Origin of the sequence: Terrisphaera buseokensis (assembly GCF_047521145.2) — a bacterium.
Taxonomy (GTDB): domain Bacteria; phylum Verrucomicrobiota; class Verrucomicrobiia; order Opitutales; family Opitutaceae; genus ER46.
In genome coordinates, this window is record NZ_CM134186.1 from 5,246,327 (window position 1) to 5,261,960 (window position 15,634).

15 protein-coding genes and 1 tRNA gene are annotated in these 15,634 nt (G+C 65.2%); 7 read left to right on the forward strand and 9 right to left on the reverse strand.

Annotated features, from left to right (window positions below):
* Positions 1-300: 300 nt before the first annotated feature.
* From ACLJEU_RS19670 to ACLJEU_RS19680, 3 genes are all read left to right on the forward strand, one after another.
* Positions 301-2,475 (forward strand): TIR domain-containing protein, encoded by a 2,175-nt coding sequence (locus tag ACLJEU_RS19670; RefSeq protein ID WP_414664213.1) that lies wholly within the window; start codon positions 301-303, stop codon positions 2,473-2,475.
* Between the two features lie 14 nt (positions 2,476-2,489).
* Complete coding sequence (locus ACLJEU_RS19675) at positions 2,490-3,026, forward strand: hypothetical protein (RefSeq protein ID WP_414664214.1); 537 nt, start codon at positions 2,490-2,492, stop codon at positions 3,024-3,026.
* A 618-nt stretch (positions 3,027-3,644) separates the two neighbouring features.
* A complete protein-coding gene (locus tag ACLJEU_RS19680) occupies positions 3,645-4,493 on the forward strand; it encodes a sugar phosphate isomerase/epimerase family protein (protein ID WP_414664215.1) in 849 nt (282 codons plus the stop codon).
* A 47-nt stretch (positions 4,494-4,540) separates the two neighbouring features.
* Here the strand turns inward: ACLJEU_RS19680 and ACLJEU_RS19685 are convergent, their stop codons facing one another.
* Entirely contained in the window at positions 4,541-5,056 is a 516-nt protein-coding gene (locus tag ACLJEU_RS19685) for a hypothetical protein (RefSeq protein WP_414664216.1), read from the reverse strand.
* Between the two features lie 224 nt (positions 5,057-5,280).
* Here ACLJEU_RS19685 and ACLJEU_RS19690 point away from each other — a divergent pair, with 224 nt between their 5' ends.
* Positions 5,281-5,913, forward strand: a complete 633-nt coding sequence (locus tag ACLJEU_RS19690) for a lysophospholipid acyltransferase family protein (protein ID WP_414664217.1) — start codon at positions 5,281-5,283, stop codon at positions 5,911-5,913.
* 9 nt (positions 5,914-5,922) lie between these two features.
* Here ACLJEU_RS19690 and ACLJEU_RS19695 read toward each other — a convergent pair whose 3' ends face one another.
* The 3 genes from ACLJEU_RS19695 to ACLJEU_RS19705 all read right to left on the reverse strand — a co-directional run bounded on the left by ACLJEU_RS19695 (position 5,923) and on the right by ACLJEU_RS19705 (position 7,882).
* Entirely contained in the window at positions 5,923-6,393 is a 471-nt protein-coding gene (locus ACLJEU_RS19695; RefSeq protein WP_414664218.1) for a hypothetical protein, read from the reverse strand.
* Positions 6,394-6,685: 292 nt separating this feature from the next.
* Positions 6,686-6,761 (reverse strand) — tRNA-Ala (locus ACLJEU_RS19700).
* Positions 6,762-6,871: 110 nt separating this feature from the next.
* A complete protein-coding gene (locus ACLJEU_RS19705; protein ID WP_414664219.1) occupies positions 6,872-7,882 on the reverse strand; it encodes a PIN/TRAM domain-containing protein in 1,011 nt (336 codons plus the stop codon).
* A gap of 167 nt (positions 7,883-8,049) precedes the next feature.
* Between ACLJEU_RS19705 and ACLJEU_RS19710 the strand changes: the two genes are divergently transcribed.
* Together ACLJEU_RS19710 and ACLJEU_RS19715 are read left to right on the forward strand one after the other, a co-directional pair.
* A complete protein-coding gene (locus ACLJEU_RS19710; RefSeq protein ID WP_414664220.1) occupies positions 8,050-8,460 on the forward strand; it encodes an EVE domain-containing protein in 411 nt (136 codons plus the stop codon).
* Between the two features lie 45 nt (positions 8,461-8,505).
* Positions 8,506-9,366, forward strand: a complete 861-nt coding sequence (locus ACLJEU_RS19715) for a prephenate dehydrogenase (protein WP_414664221.1) — start codon at positions 8,506-8,508, stop codon at positions 9,364-9,366.
* 18 nt (positions 9,367-9,384) lie between these two features.
* Here ACLJEU_RS19715 and bshA read toward each other — a convergent pair whose 3' ends face one another.
* The 5 genes from bshA to ACLJEU_RS19740 are packed head-to-tail and all read right to left on the reverse strand — an operon-like array spanning position 9,385 to position 13,864.
* Positions 9,385-10,524: an N-acetyl-alpha-D-glucosaminyl L-malate synthase BshA gene (gene bshA, locus ACLJEU_RS19720; RefSeq protein ID WP_414664222.1), complete on the reverse strand. Its 1,140-nt coding sequence runs from the start codon at positions 10,522-10,524 to the stop codon at positions 9,385-9,387.
* A 2-nt stretch (positions 10,525-10,526) separates the two neighbouring features.
* Entirely contained in the window at positions 10,527-11,252 is a 726-nt protein-coding gene (locus tag ACLJEU_RS19725) for a PIG-L deacetylase family protein (protein ID WP_414664223.1), read from the reverse strand.
* The gene (locus tag ACLJEU_RS19730; protein ID WP_414664224.1) at positions 11,236-12,000 is read right to left on the reverse strand and encodes a hypothetical protein; all 765 of its coding nucleotides are present in this window, start codon (positions 11,998-12,000) and stop codon (positions 11,236-11,238) included. Before ACLJEU_RS19730 ends, ACLJEU_RS19725 begins: the two co-directional genes overlap by 17 nt.
* Complete coding sequence (locus ACLJEU_RS19735) at positions 11,997-13,718, reverse strand: sodium:solute symporter (RefSeq protein ID WP_414664225.1); 1,722 nt, start codon at positions 13,716-13,718, stop codon at positions 11,997-11,999. Before ACLJEU_RS19735 ends, ACLJEU_RS19730 begins: the two co-directional genes overlap by 4 nt.
* Positions 13,715-13,864 carry a hypothetical protein gene (locus ACLJEU_RS19740; protein WP_414664226.1) on the reverse strand — a complete coding sequence of 50 codons (150 nt, stop codon included), beginning with the start codon at positions 13,862-13,864 and terminating at the stop codon, positions 13,715-13,717. The genes ACLJEU_RS19735 and ACLJEU_RS19740 overlap by 4 nt, the downstream gene beginning before the upstream one ends.
* Before the next feature lie 510 nt (positions 13,865-14,374).
* Here ACLJEU_RS19740 and ACLJEU_RS19745 point away from each other — a divergent pair.
* Complete coding sequence (locus tag ACLJEU_RS19745) at positions 14,375-15,454, forward strand: amidohydrolase family protein (protein ID WP_414664227.1); 1,080 nt, start codon at positions 14,375-14,377, stop codon at positions 15,452-15,454.
* The last annotated feature ends 180 nt before the right edge of the window (positions 15,455-15,634 follow it).

Below are 15,634 nucleotides of genomic sequence, written 5' to 3' on the forward strand. Positions count from 1 at the left end.
ACTCCTGCGAAACGCCCGCGCCGCGGCCGGTCGCGTGGGGTTGAATCGGGTTGGCCGCGATTATCCGGCCCGGCGACTGTCGTCCGCGCAGCAGCCGTGCGCGCCGGCGTTCCGCAGACCAATTGCACGGGTCGATACTCCCTTGACCCCCCGGGCGCGCCGCTGGAAGGTGCGATGTTCTTTCAGGCTGGAACACCCACCTGCCGCTTCACGTTTTGGCCGGAAGAGCATCCCACCCTCACCTGTGCATCAGGCGTCTCCTGCCATGGCCGTGATTAGGAGTTTCCCGATTGGCTGATCATGAATCCGACTGCAGCAACGTCGCGTAGTACGGGCTCCGCGGATACAAGCGCCCGGCCTGAGGCGCCGGCCTACCGGGTGTTTCTGAGTTACAGCCACACCGACGCCGCATCGGCGGGCTGGCTCCTGCGCCGGTTGGAAAATTTCCGGGTGCCCGCGCGATTGCAGGGCCGCCTCGCGCCGATCGGTGTGGTCGGTCCGCGCATCGCCCCCGTTTTTCGCGATCGCGAGGAGCTTCCGACCACCAGCGATCTCGGCGCCACGATTCGCACCGCGCTCGCGGCCTCGGCTACGCTCGTCGTGATCTGTTCGCCGGCGGCCGCCAGGTCCCGCTGGGTGCAGGCCGAAATCACGGACTTCAAACGTCTCCACGGTGTCAGCCGCGTGTTCGCGCTGATCGTTGACGGCGAACCCCGCGAAGGGGCGGACAACGATTGTTTCCCGCCTGCGTTGCGAACCGGGACCAGCGACGATGACGCCCAGTCCGATCGTCCCGCCGAGATTGCGGCCGCCGATGCCCGGCCGCACGCTGACGGCCGGGACGGCGCATTCTTGAGGCTCGTCGCCGGTTTGCTGGGCGTCGGCTTCGACGAGCTGCGCCAACGCGAGCTGCAGCGCCGGCATCGGCGGATGACGTTGATCACGGCGGCATCGGTCTGCGGCATGACCATCACGCTCGGACTGGCCGCGCTCGCCTGGCAGGCGCGCAACGACGCGCAGCGTCGGCAGGAACAGGCCGAGGATCTGCTCGGCTTCATGGTCAGCGACCTGCGCGTGCCCCTCGCGAAGCTGAACAAGCTCGATATCCTCGATGCCGTCGGCGTGAAGGCCATGGCCTACTTTGCGGCGCTGAATCCCCGCGATTTGACCGACACCGCCTTGCGGCGGCAGGCGGAGGCGTTGCGGCAGGTCGGGGAGAATCGCAAGGATCAGGCCCGCTATCCGGAGGCGTTGCAATCGTTGCAGGCCGCGTATGAAAGCGCGAAGGTCCTGGCCGCCCGTCAGCCGCGCAACGGCGACTTTCTTTTTGAGCGCGGTCAGGCGGAGTTCTGGATTGGGTTCGTGCTGCGGCGGCTCGGTCGCACGAAGGAAATGACGGAGTGGCTGACGCGCTATCGCGACACCGGCGCCGCCCTGGTCGCCCTCAATCCCGACGAACCGCGCTGGCAGGAGGAACTCGCCTCCGGCCATCACAACCTCGCGGTCCTCGACACGGACGAGGAGCGGCTCGACGCCGCCCGTCGCGGGTTTCTCGGCGCACTGGCGATGCTCACCCGGTTGTCGGCCGCCAAGCCCAACGATCTCGAACTGCAGTTCCGCATCGCCGACGCGAATTCATGGCTGGGCAACGTGGCGGAAATGAGCGGCGACCTGACCGAGGCTGCGCGGCGTTTCGCCGATCAAGTGGCCCGCACCGAGGCCATCCTGCGGGCGGAACCCGACAACGCCACGTTCAAGCGTCGCCTCGCCGACGCGCTGTCACTGCACGCCGGTATTCTCGCGCTCACCGGGCAGCGCAAGCAGTCGATGGAGCCGCGGCTCCGGGCGATCGCGCTTTTCGAATCGCTCGCCTCCGGCGATCCCCGCAACCAGTCCTGGCAGCGCCTGCTTTTCTGGGGCCGGCTGCGACTGGCGGAGCTCCTGCGCGCGGAGGGCGACCTGGCCGCCGCAACCACGCTCGCCGACGAGCTGCGCGGAGTCTTCGAAAAACTCTCGGCCGCGGAGCCCAACGACAATCGGATCATGGATCGGCTGGCCTTCGTGTGCCGACTCCAGGCGGAATTGCGGGTGGATCGCGGCGACCCGCAGGCCGCAACTCCGGCCGCGCGGGCCGTTGAAATCGCCGAGCGCCTCGTGGCCACGCGCCCGACGTTTGCCTTCATCAGCGAGTGCGCCCTCGCCCGCGTCGCGGCCGGCCGCATCGCCCGGCGCGACGGACAGCCCGAAGCCGCACACCAACACTGGCGGCGCGCGATCGAGTTGCTGCAGCCGCGTCTGTCGGGTTCGAGTCACTGGCGCATTCTCCTGCCCGCCGCTCACGCCTACTGGCACCTCGGTGAGACCGAAACCAGCCGCGCCCTGATCGCACGTCTGCAGCGCCTCGGCTTTCAACCGCTTGAGCCGTGGCCGACCACCGCGACGTCCGCTTCTCCCTCCCCGCAGCTCAAACCATAAAGTCCCTTCCTCCCATGCCCGCCGAACTCGTCCTCACCGTCACAAAATTCGTCGAGAACCCCTCAGCCACCCCGCCCGCCCGCCCGGAGGACAACTGCACCCTCAGCGATGAAATCACCATTGTCGGCGCGACGGGCGGTGAATGGAAAAGCGATCCCGCGGGCGAGGTGTTCATCTGCCCCCCGCCGGATGTCACCACGATCGCGGTGAAGCAGAAGGACGCCAGCAAAGGTCCCGTACTCATCACGTTTACCCTGGTGTCGGCGGGAAACGAGCCCGCCCTTACGCCCACCCGCATTGTCTTCAAGCAGCAGGATTTTCACCGAAACCCGCAGCGCCCCAAGGATGACCCTGACGGCTCGCGCAATTTTCGGGACCAGCGGGTGACAGGAGGCAAGCTGACCTTCGCCAACCACTGGATTCACCGCGGAAAAAGCAGGAATCGCAACGAGCGCAACGCCCCGTCCTGGAAATTCTGGATTCAGGTCAAGGCGGCGGACGGTCGGATGGGCTGGATCGATCCCACCATCGAAAACTCCGAGGACATGTGAGTCGGCGCGCGCGCCGTTCCGCGGTTGCCCGCGCCGGATCAGCGCGCCTCGCCGCTTGCCGTCGAAGGCGTCAGCTGAGCATACGCCCGTGGTCCGGTCGGTGCCGGTGATCGTTCCGGCCGTTCACCGGGCGCGCGCTTCGAATTTCGTTTCATGGCTGAAGCCTTCAACCCGCCGTCTTCCCGTCGAACGATTGCGACCAGCACAACGTCCGGACTTTTTCGGGCCACCGCGTGAGACCCCTCGACAATCCAAGTCCGACCCGGAGTCAGCGGCCGCACGCGCAACGGACGTTGCGCGTCCACGTCGGCGGCGCCGAATTTTGCAATCATGGCCGCCTCGGCAGTCGCCACGACCGACGCCTCCTCAGCCGCAGGTCGCACTGCCGCCGCCAGGCCGCATCGCGGCCACCCCAGCAGGAGAATCAACAGGAAGATCGTCTTCATGCGCGCTGCCGTGATCCGAGCGTTTCACGACGGGTGCAGCAACGCCGAACCGCCGGCTTCGTAGTTTCCGCCCGCGCCGCATCAACGGTTCTACGAACGGGAAATTTCGCCAACAGCCCACACTTCGCGCTCGGCGGCGGCGGGTTTTTCCGAATCCTACAAATCACTCCCCATGAGAATCGGCATCAATACCTTCCTCTTCACCTCCCCATTCACGACCGAGATCACGAAGCTCTTCCCGATGTTCAAGCGCTGGGGTTTCGACACCGTCGAAATTCCGATTGAAGACCCGTCGCACATCGATCCCGTGAAAGTGCGTGCCGCGGCCGACCAGCACGGCCTCGCCATCGGCAGCGTGTGCGCGTGCATGGGCCCGGGTCGTGATTTTCGCGGCAGCGCCGCCGACCAGAAAGCCGCGATGACGTATTGCAAGGCGATCATCGATCAGGCCGTGCTGCTAGGCTGTCCGAGGGTCATCGGCCCGGTGTACTCCGTCGTGGGCAAGGCCGACGCCGTCGCCCCCGATCAACAGAAAGTGGAATGGGCCCTGGTGGTGAAGAACCTCAAGGTGCTCGGCGCCTACGCGGCCAGCCGCGGCATCACCATCTGCATCGAGCCGCTCAATCGCTTCGAAACCGATTTTCTCAACACCTGCGACCAGGCGCTGAAGCTCCTGCGTGACGTGGGTTCGCCCGCGCTGAAGCTGCACCTCGATACGTTCCACATGAACATCGAGGAAAAGAATCAGGCCGCCGCCATTCGCAAAGCCGGCAAACTTCTCGGCCACTTCCACGCCTGCGGCAGCGACCGCGGCACGCCCGGTGGCGATCACACCGACTGGCCGGCAATCGCGAAGGCGCTTGCCGCCATTCGGTACAAGGGCGACGTCGTCATCGAGTCGTTCACGACCGACGTGAAGGTCATCGCCCGCGCCGCCGCGATCTGGCGCACGATCGAGCCGAAGCGCGACGACATCGCCGTCAAGGGGCTCAAGTTTCTCCGGAAAACCCTGCAGGCCTGAGTCTGGTCGCTCGACGGGCCGCGGACTGGGCGCGCGGCCTGTCGCATTTACCGGCGCGCGCCCGGCACGGCCACCATGCTCCACTCCCGCCGCCACAAATCGGCTTCGCCGGGATGGCCGAATTGGCGCAGTGCGGCGTCGATTTCTGCGAGCGTCGGTTCCACCACGTGATGTTTCGGATCGGCGGGGAGCTCCGGCCTGATGGCCCGGGCCAACGCCCAGCAGGCCCACGCCCGCCACCGACGCTGATCGCGGCGCGGCTCGTTCATGCGATCGGCATAATGCTGAAAATGCACCCGCGGATTGCCGAGGAACACGCCTTCGGGCGTCCGTCCTATCAACCACGCCATCGCCGCATACGGCAACGGACACTCGCGCAGCACGGGTTCCGTGCCGCCAAGATCGGCGCCAAGCGCCCGATCGAGACAAAGCAGCGCGCGCGCGGCAAAGCCCTTTTGCCACAGGACGTGGCCGTATTCCAGGCACGCGAAATAGAAGTCAGCGCCCCGGTCTTTCTCGCGGAAAGTATGGAGTGTCCGCCAATCCAACCCGGCGCGTGGCACGGGTAAATGGGGACAGGGCGGAAACACCGGGGGCATGCGCGCTAGGTGCCGGCGAAACCAGCCGGCGTCAACCATCGCCCCGAAGAGGGTTTCGCTTGGCGGCCTGCGCGGTTTCGACAACAACGGCGCCGTTGAACCCGGCGTCTGTCACTCCCTCCGCCCCCGCGCGCCCCACTGCGTCACCCGCAGGCGCGCATGAAATTTCCGGCTGGCGCCGCGTCGTGATGTGGCCGTTCGCCCTGCTCGTGCGGCTTTGGGGTCTTTCGCTCCGCTTTGAGCTCACCCCGGCGGATCTTGCCGCCTACACGAAGAAGGACGAGCCCGTCGCCATCATCCTGTGGCACAACCGGCTCTTTCTGGCCGCGGAGATCGTGCGACGCTTTCGGCACGGCCGAACGCCCTATGCATTGGTGAGCGCGAGCCAGGACGGCGCGTGGCTGACGGCATTCTTTGCCCTCGCGGGGCTCCGAGCCGTGCGCGGTTCGAGCAGCCGGCTGGGACGCGAAGCCGCCACGGCGTTGGTGGAAACCCTGCGCGCCGGTTACGACGTCGGCATTACCCCGGATGGACCGCGCGGACCGTGTTACGAGTTGAAACCCGGCACGGTCATCGTCACGAGGCGCACCCACACGCCCATGCTGCTCGTCGGCGGCGAATTCACGTCCGCGTGGCGATTGCGCAGCTGGGATCGCTTTTACCTGCCCAAGCCGTTTTCGCGCGTCCGCATGCGCTGTGAAGTCATCACGGCCGACCAACTGGCCGACCGTGATGCCGGCACGGCGATGCTGCGCGAACGCCTGCTGGCGTTGAACCCCGACCTGCCTGACGTCAGTGCCGCGGAATCGCGGCGTCTCTGACGACGCCGGTTAGAATTCCGGCGTCAGCGTGACGTTGGTGCCGCAAGCCGCGGTGAAATCAGGGCCGGCGCTCCAGGTCACGTCGTTGATCAGGAACTTGAAGGTGTAGGCGCGGGCGGACTCGGCGAGCGTGATGCGCCAGAGGGTGTCCTCGACGCACTCCATCGCGCGGCCTTGATCCCAGCTCAGTCCGGCGCCTTCGCCGCGCACGAACAGGGCATTGCCGAAACCGACATCGATGCGCGCGCTGATCGTCGTCAGCACGGGCTTGTTGGCGACCGGCTTGGCGGCCGGAGTGACCGCCTTCACCGCGGGGGCCGCGGCGGGCTTCGGTGCGAGCATGGCAACGGGCGTGGGAGCGGTCCCCTGCACCGTGGCAACGGCGATCTTCTTCTTTGCAACCGGGTTGGCTGCGGTCGACTTGGTCGCAGGGGCGGGCGACGTAACGGACTTGGACTTGGTCTTTTTTGATGCGCTCATGGATGATGGACGGAGTGTGGCTAACCCCATATTCAACCCCAATCTTAGCAAATCGGGGGCCAATGCGCCAGCTGTGTCTCCGTGAAAACGCGAGAATGTGACCGGACCGTGATAAACGGGCCCGGCGGCAGGCGATTGCGCATGTCTTGAGTGCGTCATATGCCGCCGCGACCCTCAGGGCCCTCGTCCGCGAGCATCGCCGGCGATGATCGCTCCGGTTGCCGACGCTCAGTTTTCGTTTCCCTCAGCCGGTGGAGCCGGCGATCGCCTCGTTGGTACGAAGGCGAAGAAATGGTGGACCGGATCGGGATCAAACCGACGACCTCGTCGTTGCGAACGACGCGCTCTATCAACTGAGCTACCGGCCCAAAAGGGAAGGGACGTATTGGGAAAGGAACGCGTCCAAGTAAACACCAATTTTTCCGGGCCGCGCCCCCCGGCTCGCCCTGCCCGCCCGTTCGCTCCGCCACGAGCGCGATCACGCCTCCGTCTCGGGCACGTGTCGGGCGAAAATCATCTTCCCACCCGCGGTGGGCAGGACGCTGACAATCTCAGCTTGCACGCGACGGCCGATGAACCCGCGCCCGCCGTTCACCACGACCATCGATCCGTCCTCGATGAACCCAACGGCCTGGCCTTCCTCCTTGCCCGGTTTCACCAATTCCACCTCGAGCCGCTCGCCCAGCATCAGTTCCGTGCGAAGCGACTTCGCCAGTGCGTTCAGATTGAGCCACGGCACGCCGTGAAACTCCGCCATCTTCGCGAGGTTGTAATCAGTCGTGAGCAGTTTCGCCCGCATCGACTGCGCGAGAAACACCAGCTTCGCATCCACGTCCTCGCGCTTGGACACTTCACTCTCGGTGATGCGAATATCGAGGTGCTTGATCTTGCGCAGCTCGTTCAGCACCTCGAGCCCGCGCCGCCCGCGGGCCTGCTTGTGCGGATCGTGCGAGTCGGCCACGCCGCTCAGCTCCGTCAAAACAAAGCGCGGAATGACGAGCGCCGCAGTGAGAAAGCCCGCTTCGCATACGCGCGAAATCCGACCGTCGATCAACACACTCGTGTCCACCACCACCAGCGGAACGTCGACCTCGTGCGGAACAAAGCGCACGTACGGAACGATCAAATTGAACTCATCCTTCCCCCGCAGCGCGATCACGATGGCAAGGTACGGACAGATCAGGAAGAGCCCGAGACGGACCAGATAGATCCGGGTGGGATCGCCTTCCTGCAGCAGCGGCGACGCCCCGACCATGTACGCGATGAGCGATCCCGCCGCGATGCCGAAGGTCACCGCCGACAGGCCGCGCAGCGAAAAGCCCTTCAGCATCACGTCGACCAGCACGACCAGCAGACCGATGCAAAGTCCCACCGTGAGCGCCACGCCCCGGAAGTGATCCCAGTCGGTGATGGTGTAACACACGAGCCAACCCGCGGCCGCGCACAGGGCGACGAATACCAGACGGATCGGCAGAAGGGTTTTATCCATGGGAAGGGGCGGCGCGCTCAACGAATCGATTTCACGACGAATATCACCGCGGGTATTCCGATCATCAGCGCCATGAGAACATAGAGCAAACGTTGCACACGGCGGGCTTTTCTCTTTTCAGCCTCAGTCGGTTCCATTTCGGTGCAGCGCACCAAACCGACCGCCGCATGACAACGCAATACTGGCTCGTGAAATCTGAACCCGACGCCTACGCGTGGACCGACTTCGTCCGCGACGGCACCACCGCTTGGACCGGCGTGCGCAACAACGCCGCCCGCCTGCACCTCAAAGCCATGCGCCCCGGCGATCGCGTGCTTTTCTACGAGAGCATGACCACGAAGGCCGTCGTCGGCACCGCGCGCGTCACCCGCGCTGCGTTCCCCGACACGACGGCCGAGGAAGCAGGCTGGGTGGCAGTCGAGCTCGAGGCCGGCAAAGCCCTCGCCCAGCCCGTCACGCTCGCCGCCATCAAGGCTGAACCGGCCCTGGCGAAGATGACGCTCCTCCGCATCTCGCGACTCTCCGTGCAACCCGTCCTGCGCCCCGAGTTCGAGCGAATTGTGAAAATGGGCGCCTGAGGTTCGCCGCTCGACACCACCTTTGGTTTTTGCGTGCCTGCGCCCATGGCCGCCCTCGCCCAATTGACCATTCTCGCGCCCGGTTTGCTGGGCGGCTCCGTCGCCCGGGCCGCGCGTGAACGCCACGCCGCCGAGCGCATCGTCCTCTGGGCCCGACGACCGGAAGCGCGCCAGCAACTGCGCGAGCAACCCTGGTGCGACGACGTGGCCGACACGCCCGAGGAAGCGGTGCGCAACGCCAGTCTCGTGGTGGTCGCGGCTCCCGTTGACCTGATTATCCCGCTGACGAAACAAATCGCCCCGTCCCTGCCCGCCGGCGCGATCGTCACCGACGTCGGCAGCGTCAAAGGCGACATCGCCCGACTCGGCGGCGCCGCGCTCGCGTCCCGCGCGCACTTCATCGGCGCGCACCCCATGGCCGGCTCGGAGAAAACCGGTTGGGAGCACGGGCAAGCCGGGCTCTTCAATCGCCGCACGTGCTTTGTCACCCCGCTGCCCGAAAGCGATCCGCAGGCCGTGGAAACCGTCGTCTCCTTCTGGCGCGCCCTCGGCGCGGAGGTCGTGACGGTCGGCGCGGATGAACACGACGAAATCGTGGCACACATCAGCCACCTGCCCCAGGTGATCGCCTCGACGCTCTGCTCCTTTCTCGCGCAAAAAAACAGCGCGTGGCGCAATCACGCCGGCGGCGGCCTCCGCGACACGACTCGAATCGCCGGCAGCGATCCCCAACTCTGGCGCAGCATCCTCGAACAGAACCGCGACGAGGTCCTGCGCGCACTGCGGAAGTACGAGGACGAGCTGCACCAGTTTCAAATCGCGCTCGCGAATCGTGACTACGTCGACGTCGTTGCCCGCCTCGAACGCGGCCGGGCGTATCGCGATCAATTCCGTCCGCTGGGCTGAACCGCGGCACCGATCAGCCTACGCGCCGTCACAGACGCGTCGATACAGCGCCTCGTACTGCGGCACGATGGCGTCGGCACAAAACGCCGTCCGCGCCCGGGCCTGCGCCGCGCGGCCGATCGTCTGACGACGATCGGGATCGTTCAGGAGCGACTCCACCCCGCGCGCCAGCGCGTCAGGATCGGCCGTCGGCACCAGCACGCCCGTCTCGCCCGACGTCACCACTTCCGGGATACCGCCCACGGTCGTCGACACGCTCGGGCAGCCAAACCACATCGCCTCGAGCAGGCTCAGGCAGAAACTCTCGGACTGCGACGTGAACAGACCCAGGTCGGCCGCCTGCAGGTAGTCCTCCACGTCGACGACGTTCTCGCGCACGAGGACGCGATCCTCGATCCCCAGCCGCCGCACCTGCTCGAGGAACGGCGAAAAGTCGCCGCCGGCGAGGATCACGAGCTTGAACGCCTCGCGCGGGCGCACGCGCGCAATCGTTTCCAGCAGGAGATCGATGCGCTTCACCGGCCGCAGATTCGACAGATGGACGATCATCGCCTCGTCGCGTAAACCGAGCTCGCGGCGCACGTCCTCGCGCGACCGCCGGGGCGTTTTCGGCGCGAAGAAATTATGGATGACGTCGATCGGCCGATCGACGGCAAGCAGCCGGTGCGTCTCATCGCGCAGCCAAGCCGAGACGGCCGTGACCGCGTCCGAACGCATCAACGCGTGACGGATCGCCGGACCGTAACCGGCATCGCGGCCCAGCAACGTCGTGTCGGTGCCGTGCAGGGTCGTGACCACCCGCGGCCGCTTCGCCTCAGGCGACATCGCCCGCGCGAGGATCGCCGCGGTCGCGTGCGGTACGGCATAGTGCACGTGAAGCACGTCGAGCGCGCAGTCACGCGTGACCTCGGCCATTTTCACCGACAGCGGCAGCGTGTAGTCCGGATACTTGAACAGCTCGTAATCGTTGATGACGACCGGATGAAAGTGCAGCCGCGGCGCGCCGACGGGCATGCGGAACGGTCGTTCGTAGCTGATGAAGTGCACCTCGTGGCCGCGCCGCGCGAGTTCCTCGCCCAACGCCGACGCCAGTATGCCGCTGCCTCCGACCGTCGGATAACAGGTGATGCCGATGTGAAGCGGGCGCGGGTTCACCATGCTCAAAATCGCCGTGACGTCCGACCCAGCGTCGCCAGGGAATCCACCACCAACGGATCCGCCGGGTACAATGCCATCGCGGCCGCCACGCCGCAGCGCGCGCCCAGGACATTCGCGCGCGCGATCTGCAGCGCGCAGTACTGCCGCGTCTGCGCCTGCGTCGCGTGCGCCAGCATTGCCTGCGTCCACGCCTCCGTCACCGCCGGCGCGGAGACATCGAACAGCACCGGTTTCTCGCCGGCTGGTTCGCCTTCGACCGTGATCGCGTAGAAATACAGCGCGCCGATCGCGTGCGCCGGCCGCGAACGCAGTTCGCGCACGCCGCCGTAACGCGCCAGCCGCGCGGCATCGCGCGCCATCCGGCCGAGCGCGACGTGATCCGGGTGCTGGTTTTCCACCACGGTCGGCGCGAGCACGATGTCGGGCCGCAGTCGTCGGATGATGGCGGCGAGTTTCAACGCGTGCGCCACGCTCACCTCGAAATGCGCGTCGCCGCCGAGGTCCAGAAATTCCAGCGAGGCGCCGAGAAGCGCCGCGCCGCGCTTGGCCTCGGCGGTGCGCTGCCGGGGCGAACCATGCGTCGCCGATTCGCCGCGGGAGCACACGACGAGGTGAACGGTGCGGCCGGCCTGCGTCTCGCGCGCGATCACGCCGCCGCAGCCGAACTCGATGTCGTCCGGGTGCGCGCCAAACACGAGCACGGGTGCGGACTCAGTGGAAGGCTTCATCGGAACGGTCGATCGCATCACGATTCACGAAGGTAATCTCAGGCGCGTCCTCTTTCCGCAAGTATGCTTGTTCACCCATGCCGGCAATGTAGTGCGTGCAGTGAATCACGCTCTGCATCCAGCGCAACCGCGTGTCACGCGTCGGCGTGATCTGCGCCTTCGTCACGGGCGTCGACGGCAGCGTGAGATATTTCTCGCCGCCTTCGTGCAGCTTCCATGTGCCGTCGAGCCAGCGCGCGCGCACGATCTGGCCCTCGTACGCCACGTCGCCGAAGTATTCACTGACGTCACACGCTGCGGTCCGCACCGCCGGATCGCTCGAACGCACCACGCGGATGCCGTCGAGCAGTCCCATGCGCCGGTAGAGCTCGAGGCAGAAATCGGCCACGTTCGTCACCGGCGTCTGCTTGAACGCCTCGACCCGCGCCGGTTCGACATAGGCGCCGAGTTGCCGCGCGGTCGTGGCGTGCCAGCCGTCCGCGATGCGTTTCAGATACAACGGCGACCACTTGCGCTGCACCTTGTTTTCGACGGTGAAATTCAACGTCACCGGTTCACCGGTCTTCCGGTGCCGCAGGGTCGTCTGTGTTTCGCGCGGATCGTGATCACTGTCGTGGAAAAAGAACACGATCTCGCCGCCCATCTCCGCCTGCATCCGGCGCGCGGTTTGGAATTTGGCGTAGAGGAAGCGACGGGGGAAAAAGCCACACGGCTGCTGCCCGAAACAGATGACCGGCGCCCCGCTCATGCGCGCGCCTCCGCCGCCGCCCGCGGTCCGCTTCGCAGCAGGCTTTGCAGCAGCAGGCTGAACAGCACGCAGGCGGCGCAGCCGATCACGTTGTACCAGAGATAGGAGAATTTCAGGGCGGGAAACACGTTGCGGAGGAAGAAGAGCGTGATGATGAGCGCCTCGGCGGCGAGCGCCGACCAGAATACCGCCGTGCCACGGACGTGCTTGCAGAAGAACGCCACGAGGAAGATCCCGAGCACGACGCCGTAGAAGAGCGACGCGATGATGTTGGTCGCCTCAATCAGATTCTCCTCAAAGCTGACAAACACCGCGAAGAGGATCGCAAACACGCCCCAGAACGCGGTCCAGCCTTTCGCGTTGCGCACATTGCGCGCCTCGTCGTGCTCGGCCAGCGGTCGAAAGTGACGCCACAGATCGATCGTCGTCGTCGTGCCGAGCGCGTTGAGTTCGCCCGCCTTCGAACCCAGCGCGGCGGCAAACATCACCGCGATGAGCAGCCCGATCACACCGTGCGGCAGCTGCGTAGTGATGAAGCCGATGAACACGTAATCAGAATCCTTCGTGTTGATGCGCGGATTGGCGGCCGTCAGCGCGGCTTTCGCTTCCTTGCGCACGGCATCGACCTCGTTTTGCGCCGCGATCAAGGCGGACCGCGCGGCGGCCTCCGCGCCGGGATCGGTCCCCTCGCGCAGTCCCATCCACGTCTTCAGCTTGCCCTGACGCTCGCCGTGCAATGCGGCGTGCTTCGCGTCGATCGCCCGGAATTTCGCGCTGTCCGGACCGTCGATGTGCCGCTGCCACTCGACGCGATTGAAGAACACCGGCGGATCGGGCTGGAACTGGTAAAACACGAACACGAGCGCGCCCAGCAGCAGGATGAACAGCTGCATCGGGATTTTCAGCAGTGCGTTGAACATCAGGCCGAGCCGGCCTTCGCGCAACGCGGCGCCACCGATGTAGCGCTGCACCTGGGATTGGTCGGTACCGAAGTACGAAAGCGACAGGAAGAGGCCGCCGAACAACCCGCTCCAAAACGTATAACGCCGATCGGGGCTGAACGAAAAATCCACCGCCTCGAGCTTGCCCAGCGCTCCGGCCACGTGGAGCGATCCGGCCGGAAGTTTCGTGAGCAGCACGATGAAGGCGGTCACCATGCCGCCAAAAATCACGCCCATCTGCCATTTTTGCGTGAGGTTCACCGCCGCGCTGCCGCCCGTCACGGTGTAGACGACCACAATCGTACCGATGAAGATGATCGTCAGGTCGAGCCGCCAGCCCAGGACCGTCGACAGAATGATCGCCGGCGCGTAAATCGTGATGCCGCTCTGCACGCCGCGTTGCAGAAGGAAAAACACCGCGCCCAGCAGCCGGGTTTTCTGATCGAAGCGCTGCCCGAGGTATTCGTAGGCCGTGTACACTCCGAGCCGGCGGTAGATCGGGAGAAACACTGCGCACACGATGATCAGCGCGAGCGGCAGCCCGAAGTAATTTTGCACGAAACCGATGCCGCTTTCGAAGCCCTGGCCGGGAATCGAAAGAAACGTGATCGCACTCGCCTGCGTCGCCGCCACCGAAATCCCAATCGTCACCCAACCCGTGTTGCGGTTGCCCTTGAGGTAGGTGTTGAGGTTGTCGGTGTGTCGGGTCCGCCACGTGCCATAGGCGGCGATGCCCAGCATCGTCCCGAGCAAGACGATCCAATCCAGGGCGTTCATGCGTAGACGCGCGAAAATATCGCGAGCGCGACTACCAGCAGGATGAAGGCCACGAAGACGAACAGATAGACGCCGCCCCAGGTGCGGAAGCCCGGGACGCCCGGCGCTTCGCCATCGGACGGGTCAGGTGGAATGGACGGCTTCATGCGGTGGCACGCACGATTTCATGCGCGCAGCCCAAGCTCCCACGCGTCCCCCGAACGAGGCCGGCTTCACCCCGCCCCCGACTTGGCGAGAAAGTCGGATTCATTTCCCGGATCCACCCGGCCGACGCATGACGACCGCATCCCATCTGCAAGGATCGGGAACAGGTCGGGACTGCAGCGAAGCCGGGAAAGTTATCATGGAGAGAAGGCTCCACCGTGAACGCGTTCGGATCGGAAATCCAATCCAGAACAAACATCCGCAAGTGGGCGTGCGGCAGGACGCATCGTTCCGGCGTTAGGATGCGACGGCAACGGCCGAATCAAAAGAAATGCCCTTCACCCCGCGGCCGGTCAGCCTAGGACGCCGCACCGCCCTTCATTGCGCCGCATCGTGCATCGTCCTGCCTCCGGCCGCGTCAGGCGTGCGTTGCCTGCCATCTCGCGATTTGACCCGGTCCGCCGTCGCGTCATTTAACACCCGGCCCGTCTCCGCCACCACCCCGTCCCTCCATGCGAAAATTCCTCCTGCTCGCCCTGCCCCTCGTCCCCGTCGCCCTCGGGCAGACCATCTCCATTGAAGAGTACGAGCCGAAGTCGACGTTGCGCGTGCCCGAGCACAAGCTGACGCGCGCGAAGTTTCCGTTCATCGACGTGCACAACCACCAGCGCGAGGTGTCGCCGGAGAAGCTGGACAAGCTGGTCGCCGACATGGACAGCCTGAACATGCAGATCCTGATCAACTCGCCCGTGAGCGGCGGCAGTGGCAAGTGGGTCGCCAACATGGTCACCGCGATGAAGGGAAAGGACCCCAACCGGTTCGCGGTGATGACGAACATCGACTACAACAATCTCGAGGATCCGAATTACGGCACGCGCGTCGCGACGCAGCTCGAAGCCGACATCAAGGCCGGAGCCATCGGGCTCAAGATCTGGAAGCACCTCGGCATGATGCTGAATGACAGCAAGGGTCGCGTCAAAGTGGACGATCCGCGCTTCGATCCCGTCTGGGAAATGTGCGCGAAGCACAAGATTCCGGTGCTCATCCATACCGGTGATCCGTGGGGCCTGTTTCAGCCGATGGACAAAAACAACGAGCGCTGGCTCGAGTTGAAGCTGCGTTCCGGCCGCAACCAGTCGCAACAAACCAACTTCACGTGGGAGCAGTTGATCGAGGAACAGCACGCGCTGTTCGCGCGGCATCCCAAAACGATCTTCGTCAATGCCCACCTTGGGTGGCTCGGACATGACCTGGGCCGGCTGGGCGAGCTGCTCGATCGGCTGCCGAACGTGTACGCCGAGGTTGGCGCGATCACCAGCGAACTGGGACGCCAGCCGCGCGCCGCACGGCGTTTCTTCGTGAAGTACCAGGATCGGATCCTGTTCGGCAAGGACCTCTACAGCGTCCCGGAATACTACACGTATTTTCGGTTGTTCGAAACCGACGACGACTACTTCGACCCAATCCGCAAATACCATGGCATCTGGAAACTCTACGGCCTCGATTTGCCCGACGACGTGCTGAAGAAGGTGTATTACAAGAACGCGCTCCGGATCTTTCCCGGACTCTCCTCCGCCGGGTTCCCGGAGTGACCGCGCTTTAAATCCGGTCACAAAAAAGCCGCCGGGCATTGCCCGGCGGCTTTTTGCTGAGGACCGCGGCGCGGCGGTGCGCACGGTCCGAGACAGTGAGTGATACCAATCGCTCCTTGCTTTTGGACTTCTGGATCGATCGTGGCTACGAGGGCCAGCGAGTGGTCGTTCGGCCACTCG

Coding starts and splice junctions, on each gene's coding strand:
- ACLJEU_RS19670 (WP_414664213.1), top strand. CDS start 301: ATGAATCCGACTGCAGCAACGTCGCGTAGTACGGGCTCCGCGGATACA.
- ACLJEU_RS19675 (WP_414664214.1), top strand. CDS start 2,490: ATGCCCGCCGAACTCGTCCTCACCGTCACAAAATTCGTCGAGAACCCC.
- ACLJEU_RS19680 (WP_414664215.1), top strand. CDS start 3,645: ATGAGAATCGGCATCAATACCTTCCTCTTCACCTCCCCATTCACGACC.
- ACLJEU_RS19690 (WP_414664217.1), top strand. CDS start 5,281: ATGTGGCCGTTCGCCCTGCTCGTGCGGCTTTGGGGTCTTTCGCTCCGC.
- ACLJEU_RS19695 (WP_414664218.1), bottom strand. CDS start 6,393: ATGAGCGCATCAAAAAAGACCAAGTCCAAGTCCGTTACGTCGCCCGCC.
- ACLJEU_RS19705 (WP_414664219.1), bottom strand. CDS start 7,882: ATGGATAAAACCCTTCTGCCGATCCGTCTGGTATTCGTCGCCCTGTGC.
- ACLJEU_RS19710 (WP_414664220.1), top strand. CDS start 8,050: ATGACAACGCAATACTGGCTCGTGAAATCTGAACCCGACGCCTACGCG.
- ACLJEU_RS19715 (WP_414664221.1), top strand. CDS start 8,506: ATGGCCGCCCTCGCCCAATTGACCATTCTCGCGCCCGGTTTGCTGGGC.
- bshA (WP_414664222.1), bottom strand. CDS start 10,524: ATGGTGAACCCGCGCCCGCTTCACATCGGCATCACCTGTTATCCGACG.
- ACLJEU_RS19725 (WP_414664223.1), bottom strand. CDS start 11,252: ATGAAGCCTTCCACTGAGTCCGCACCCGTGCTCGTGTTTGGCGCGCAC.
- ACLJEU_RS19730 (WP_414664224.1), bottom strand. CDS start 12,000: ATGAGCGGGGCGCCGGTCATCTGTTTCGGGCAGCAGCCGTGTGGCTTT.
- ACLJEU_RS19735 (WP_414664225.1), bottom strand. CDS start 13,718: ATGAACGCCCTGGATTGGATCGTCTTGCTCGGGACGATGCTGGGCATC.
- ACLJEU_RS19740 (WP_414664226.1), bottom strand. CDS start 13,864: ATGAAGCCGTCCATTCCACCTGACCCGTCCGATGGCGAAGCGCCGGGC.
- ACLJEU_RS19745 (WP_414664227.1), top strand. CDS start 14,375: ATGCGAAAATTCCTCCTGCTCGCCCTGCCCCTCGTCCCCGTCGCCCTC.